This window comes from Methylobacterium sp. WSM2598 (assembly GCF_000379105.1).
Lineage (GTDB): Bacteria > Pseudomonadota > Alphaproteobacteria > Rhizobiales > Beijerinckiaceae > Methylobacterium.
Map to the genome: position 1 here is coordinate 2,457,201 of NZ_KB900609.1, position 5,424 is coordinate 2,462,624.

Here is a 5,424-nt window from a genome sequence, read left to right on the forward strand (position 1 = left end):
CCCACGCTGGCCGCAGCGGGCGGCGCGTCGTGTCGGCCTTCATCGCCACCGCCTTCGCCCAGGACGACGCCGAGGCGGCCCGTCAGCAATGGCGACGCGTGGCCGATCAGCTCCGACCCAAGGTGCCCAAGCTCGCAGCCCTGATGGACGACGCCGAGCCCGACGTGCTGGCCTACATGGGCTTCCCGGCCGCTCACCGGGTCAAGCTTCACAGCACGAACCCGCTGGAGCGCCTCAACGGCGAGATCAAGCGGCGCACCGAGGTGGTCGGCATCTTCCCCAATGAGGCGGCCATACTCCGTCTCGTCGGCGCGCTCCTGCTCGAGCAGAATGACGAATGGGCCGTCCAGCGCGCCCGCTACCTGACCCTGGAAAGCATCGCCCCGATCAGCGATGATCCTCTTGTCAGCCTGCCCACCCTGGCAGCCTGATCGGCCCCGCCCGGTGACCGTGGCCGCCACGCCGCAGCTACACCACGCCTGAGGACACGACCGAGCGACGACCGCAGAATGGCTGCGGTTGGACCGGTGTGGGGCAGATTGCTGGCCCGGGGCTGGCGTCCCAATAATCACACCCGAAGGTCTTCATGGGTGGCAGCGCTCTCGTCGAACGACCGTCAGCTCAAATGCAGGCCGCCTCCTATTAGTGAATAATATGGGGGCGACATAACAACGATTTTCCCATATTAAAGCACCACCAAATCGGTCGCAGACCGATATAATTTACGCGGATAGCGGACTTGCCTCCAAGCTTGGACTGCCCTCGCAGAATTTTCACATCAATAATCGGCTGCTCATTTTCGTCGCTACTGCGGCCGTCATTTGAACCCTGAGCGGATCCGGTCAGGCGCAGGGTGCATGCAGCTCGGGCTTGAGGATGTGGCCGCGAACGCTGGCGAGCCTTGCTGATCATACTGTTAAGTTAAGTCTCGCCGTTGGCTGACGCAATGCCCCATGAATTTAGATGCATAAGTTATTGAAAGGTAGCCCGATCCATTGGATAATGCGGCAAATGCCAGCGGGAGAACGGCAATGAACGATCATCCTGAGAGATTGACCGAAGCTGACGGTGCGATGCTCGAAACGGTCAGCAGCGTCGCCGCCGCCTACGTCTCGAACAACTCGGTTCCCGTGAGCGAGTTGCCAGGCCTCATCGCATCCCTGCACACCACTCTTAAACGGCTTATCCAGCCACCCGCTCCCGCGCCGGCGCCACTCGTGCCGCCCGTGCCGATCCGTCGGACGGTGACTCCCGACCACATCATTAGTCTGGAGGATGGGCGTCCCTACAAGACGCTTCGGCGCCATCTCGCTGGCCGCGGGCTCACACCCGAGCAGTACCGGCAGAAGTGGGGCCTACCGCCAGATTACCCCATGACGGCCGCCAACTACGCTGCCCAGCGCTCGGAACTCGCCAAGAGAAGCGGCCTCGGCCACAAGCGGCAGCAAGCCGCCGCGGCCCGGCGGGGCAGCGCAGATGCGAAGGTGACGAGCCAGCGCGAGCCTAAGAGCGGCCCGGGGCGGTCAAAGTAGGGATAGCCGGAGCAAGTTCCGGAACCGCTGAGGGTGCCACGTAGTCGGCTGTGTCACTCAAGCCGAGGATCAGCTGTGCTTCGGCCCGCGTAAAGCACGCAATGGTGCGGCCGCGGTGCCTAGCCGCGTACGGTGGGCGATGGCACAAAGCTCTGCATGGTCGCGATCATCAGTCCGCCTGCTTGGTCGCTGCTTACCCTGTCGAGCATCAATGCGCTCCCGGAGCGGCCTGGCGGGAGCCTGCTCTCGACGATCATTGTCAATCCCAACCCAAATAGCGCGAGCCTGCTGGACCTGCCGCCGATCGCAACCACCCGCATGATGCTTGAGCGTGCGCAGGCCCTCTATGGTCTGACCCTCACGGCAACGGGCGCGCTATCTCGGGCCGAGACACGAGCGATCTTCGGTGCCATGGCCGACGCGACCTGAGAGCGTCAACGCTTTAATATCGGCCAATAAAATGAGATGAACAGAGCGCTCCGGCTGGATTAGTCGGATTCAAACGAAGTGCCAACCGCTGACGAGAATATATCTGCTGTTATGGCCTGAAATTAAGCTGAGCATGCGCAGCTAGTTCGTTTGCGACGTGGTCACGGCTGTGATGATAGCCCTGAGCACCTGCATCTGCGGAGCTTCCTTGGTGAGATACCGGCCCTGCTGAGAGGAGGTATCGAGGTAACCCCACCAATCCCAGCAACCATTCGGATTGGGCTCAGCCCAGGCCGCGTCGAGCGACGGGTCGACAGCCGGCGAACGGCACACAGTCCCTGCGACCGGATCACCTGGCACGATCGCCGGATAAACGACGATGACTTTGTAGCGCTCCGCCCAGTTGTTGTAGCCGGCCTTCGATGCGAAGACCCTCGCATCCTGCTTGCAGCCGTGCAGTGCCACGTGCACTCGACAGGCGCTTCCGACAGCACGGCAGGATGGAGGGACGTAGATGTAGCCCTTCTCCGCCATATCAAAATTCTGCCGTCGTGCGCTGCTGGCCGGCCACCAGAACCAAAACGGATTGTAGTAGTCGTCCGCCACGGAAACGCCTCGGGCCTTGGCCTGCTCGATGAAGCGCTTCTGATCGAATGACCACAACTCTGCCTCGGGAACATCACCTGCTCGGTCGCTCGGGTTGTACGCAGAGCCTTCTCCGAACAGCGTGTGAAACATCTTTCCCGCGTTATCCTCCGCACCGCAGTGCCGGACATAGCTGGTTTCCGTGCCGTCGAAGGCGCAGGTGTCGCTGCCGCCGGGTGCGATGATGCCGTGGCCGGCTCGATCACTCCCATCGACGGCATTGCCGCGGTCGACCTCGGGAGCGGTGCCGATGAAGGCTGTTAGGAAGGTTGCGTCCGCCTCCCCTGAGCGCGATGAGACCGTCTCATCAGCAGGGCTCTGGAACACCCATGCACGCCTCAGTGACTGGGGCCTGCCCAAGGTGAGTTTGTCGATTGCGCCTCTGGCGGCCAGCTGACGCGCGGTGTTGATCGTTGGGGTGAGCGCGGCCCGGCCACACATGCAGTCATTGATCGCCCGTGACACGCTCCCGCCGGCGCACCCCCACTGCGGTCCGGCGACGGCGCCCACGGCCGTCACCGAAGCGGAATGAGCCACGGCGTACTGTACGGCCATGGCAGCGCCTGACGACAGGCCCGAGATGCTGACCTGGTTCGGGTCGCCACCCCGCTTGAGCCCGCGGCCGTCGTCAGCCAGCGCGGCGGTCACCAAGCAAAGGAGGGCGGCACAGCGGGCGAGGCGCGGGGAGAGGTCAGCGGCAACCGGCATCGGCTTGCTCCTGCAGGTCCTGCCCGCGGGGGGCCGAACCGCTTCACGACTCTTCAACCGGAGATCGCTACAATGACATCATGCTCAGCCTCTCGCCACCGCGCATTCTGACCTTCTTGCTGTCCCTCGTGCTGATCGGGCTTGCCATTGCAAGCCTGTACATGCGCATTCCAACAATCGGCCCAACGGTGATGAAGTACCGGACTTGGTTCTTCATCGGCGCGTACGCTGTGCTTGCGCTCGGCGTTGTCTCGAGAAGCTTGTAAACTCTTGCCGGCTGTTCTCGTTCGCGATGTGCCGGCCTGTGTTTGCAAGTTTGTTGCGGCACGGCGTAGCTCAGCCTGAAAGGGCCTCGAGCAGAGCTATGCGGGAGAATGGGTGACGCGCTTGGCATGAAGGCGGCGTATCGAGGCGGGGTGTCGAAGCCTGCCAGGACCTCTCAGCGAGAGCGGATACGCCTATGAGCATTCTACCAACGTCGTCCGCCTTCGTCAGCCTGAGGAGATCGACGATCCCCTGACGGAGGTGCTGCGGGCCGGCGCCTGCCACCTGCTTGCCCAGGCCGTCGAACTGGAGGCTGAAGCCTTCCTCATCGCCATCCAGGACCTGCGGCTGCCGGACGGACGCGCTCGCTTGGTGCGCCACGGGCACGGCCCGGAACGCGAGATCCAGACCGGAATCGGCTCGGTGTCGGTCGCGCGGGTGCGCATCCGTGACCGCGGCGCGACCAGCTCTGAGGAGCGGATCCGCTTCTCTTCGACGATCTTGCCGAAGTGGGCGCGGCGCACGCGTAGCCTGGATGCTCTCCTGCCGGTCCTCTACCTGCGCGAGATCTCGACCGGCGACTTCCAGGAGGCACTCGCCGCCCTCCTGGGCAAGGACGCCCCGAACCTGTCGCCGGCTGTCATCACCCGGCTGACCGCGACTTGGGCGGACGAGTACGCCCGCTGGCAAGCCCGTGACCTCGCGGCCCGCCACTCCGTCTACGTCTGGGCGGACGGCGTCTACTGCAGGCCAGGATGGAGGAGCGGGCCGAGTGCATGCTGGTGCTGATCGGCGCCACGCCCGAGGGCAAGAAGGAGTTGGTCGGCTTCAGGTCGGGGGGCGGGAGAGTGCCCAGAGCTGGCGGGAACTGCTGGTGGATGTGAAGCGGCGGGGGCTCAGCCTCGCGCCCGAGATCGCAGCGGGTGACGGAGCGCTGGGCTTCTGGACGGCCCTCGACGAGGCCTTCCCCGGCACGTGTCATCAGCGCTGTTGGCTGCACAAGACGGCCAACGTCTTGAACAAGGTGCCGAAATCCGTTCAGCGAACGATGAAAGCTGATTTGCGCGAGATCCACAGCGCGCCCATCCGAGCCAAGTCCAAGGTCTCACATGAGGTCTTCGTCGAGAAATATGGAGCCAAATACGCCCGAGCAGTGGAGTGTCTGACGAAGGATCGCGAAGCCCTGCTGGCCTTCTACGACATGCCCGCTGAGCACTGGGATCATCTTCGGACCACGAACCCGATTGAGAGTGTGTTCGCCACGGTCCGGCACCGCACGGTGCGCACCAAGGGCGCGCTCTCGCCCCGACCGCCAAGCTGATGGTGTTCAAGCTGGTGATGGCGGCCTCAAAAACTTGGCGGCGGCTTAAGGGCGAGAACCAGTTGCCGAAGGTTGTGGCGGGTGTCACCTTCCGAAATGGGACCGAGGTCACTGCGAGCCCAGATCACCGCGCCGCCTGACCGCCGCCGTCACCCAGTTTCCTGTTTAGCTCTCTAAGCCGCGCGATCGGCTGGCGCCGTCGCTCCAGTTTCCCCGGTCTCGCCCGCTCCCGTCGTCCTCGCAGGGACCTCCTCCACGCCGGAGGAGCTCGGTGTTGCTGGTGATCGATGCAGGTGTCTCAGGCCGCCTGAGCCGCCGACCAGCGGATGTCCGACCCGTTCCGCCACATGCGGTGCAGCACGATGGCCAGCTTGCGCGCCGCCACCACAACGGCCTTCTGCATGCCCCGGCGCTTGGCACGCCGGTCGTGTCCCTGGTGGTGGTGTAGCTCGACGGGAGCGAGAGAGCCCGTCTGCGCGCCCTCCACAGCGCCGAAGCAGGCGGGATCTCTCGCGGGGTGGTCAT

5 protein-coding genes and 2 pseudogenes are annotated in these 5,424 nt (G+C 64.2%); 5 read left to right on the forward strand and 2 right to left on the reverse strand.

The genetic code is table 11. The features are described from left to right. The 3 genes from MET2598_RS36350 to MET2598_RS0111500 form a co-directional block, all read left to right on the forward strand. A partial coding sequence (locus MET2598_RS36350; RefSeq protein WP_018260927.1) for an IS256 family transposase occupies window positions 1–431 on the forward strand: 431 nt, incomplete at its 5' end. Between the two features lie 600 nt (window positions 432–1,031). Continuing rightward, complete coding sequence (locus MET2598_RS0111495) at window positions 1,032–1,532, forward strand: MucR family transcriptional regulator (protein WP_018260928.1); 501 nt, start codon at window positions 1,032–1,034, stop codon at window positions 1,530–1,532. A 156-nt stretch (window positions 1,533–1,688) separates the two neighbouring features. Beyond that, window positions 1,689–1,961 carry a hypothetical protein gene (locus tag MET2598_RS0111500; RefSeq protein WP_018260929.1) on the forward strand — a complete coding sequence of 91 codons (273 nt, stop codon included), beginning with the start codon at window positions 1,689–1,691 and terminating at the stop codon, window positions 1,959–1,961. 141 nt (window positions 1,962–2,102) lie between these two features. Here the strand turns inward: MET2598_RS0111500 and MET2598_RS0111505 are convergent, their stop codons facing one another. Further along, the gene (locus tag MET2598_RS0111505; protein WP_018260930.1) at window positions 2,103–3,314 is read right to left on the reverse strand and encodes an extracellular catalytic domain type 2 short-chain-length polyhydroxyalkanoate depolymerase; all 1,212 of its coding nucleotides are present in this window, start codon (window positions 3,312–3,314) and stop codon (window positions 2,103–2,105) included. Between the two features lie 80 nt (window positions 3,315–3,394). On the opposite strand from MET2598_RS0111505, the gene MET2598_RS0111510 reads away from it, so the two are divergent. After that, window positions 3,395–3,580 (forward strand): hypothetical protein, encoded by a 186-nt coding sequence (locus MET2598_RS0111510; protein WP_012335244.1) that lies wholly within the window; start codon window positions 3,395–3,397, stop codon window positions 3,578–3,580. 160 nt (window positions 3,581–3,740) lie between these two features. Next, window positions 3,741–5,039 (forward strand): annotated as a pseudogene (locus MET2598_RS36355) (IS256 family transposase). Window positions 5,040–5,197: 158 nt separating this feature from the next. On the opposite strand, the pseudogene MET2598_RS42725 reads toward MET2598_RS36355, so the two are convergent. Next, a pseudogene (locus MET2598_RS42725) lies at window positions 5,198–5,424 on the reverse strand (hypothetical protein); the annotation flags it as partial.

Excerpts from the sequence above, each read along its gene's own strand:
- MET2598_RS0111510 (WP_012335244.1), top strand. The coding sequence starts at position 3,395 with ATGCTCAGCCTCTCGCCACCGCGCATTCTGACCTTCTTGCTGTCCCTC.
- MET2598_RS0111495 (WP_018260928.1), top strand. The coding sequence starts at position 1,032 with ATGAACGATCATCCTGAGAGATTGACCGAAGCTGACGGTGCGATGCTC.
- MET2598_RS0111500 (WP_018260929.1), top strand. The coding sequence starts at position 1,689 with ATGGTCGCGATCATCAGTCCGCCTGCTTGGTCGCTGCTTACCCTGTCG.
- MET2598_RS0111505 (WP_018260930.1), bottom strand. The coding sequence starts at position 3,314 with ATGCCGGTTGCCGCTGACCTCTCCCCGCGCCTCGCCCGCTGTGCCGCC.